This is a genomic window from Aeromicrobium phragmitis (assembly GCF_003674095.1).
Taxonomy (GTDB): domain Bacteria; phylum Actinomycetota; class Actinomycetes; order Propionibacteriales; family Nocardioidaceae; genus Aeromicrobium; species Aeromicrobium phragmitis.
Window position 1 is genome coordinate 1 of sequence record NZ_RDBF01000102.1, and the last position, 435, is coordinate 435.

Genomic DNA, 435 nt, shown 5'->3' on the forward strand with positions numbered 1-435 from the left:
GGCACAGCGACTTCGCCGCCGCCCGCGAACGCCTCCGCGACTGGGTCTCGATCTCCGGCAGCCGCCTCGACCGCGACCGGCCCACCCGCATCACCGCCTGGCCTGGCGGCGAGGCCGACGAATGGACGCCGCCGGACACCAGCGAGCAGCCCGTCACCGAACGCAGCGCCGACTTCGTCGCCTTCGTCCTCGACGCGGTGCGCGCCCGCGGCGAGGAGCAGGACGCGGCCATGCGGGAGATCATCGAGAGCGAATAGGGCACACGCCACCGCGGGGGTCGGCCGGGACGACAACCGCCCCGGCCGACCTCTCTGCCGTCCAGACCCAGCCCCTCCGCCTCGTCTTGCTGGCCTCGCCTGGTCGTGCCCGTACCTGACCGGCATGACCCGCCAGAGTGACCAGTCCACCGGCCGCCGGCTCTACGCCGACCCGGTC

Annotated in this window: 1 pseudogene; it reads left to right on the forward strand. The window is 74.0% G+C overall.

From position 1 onward, the window contains the following. A pseudogene (locus tag D9V41_RS17950) lies at positions 1-257 on the forward strand (hypothetical protein); the annotation flags it as partial. Between the last annotated feature and the right edge of the window lie 178 nt (positions 258-435).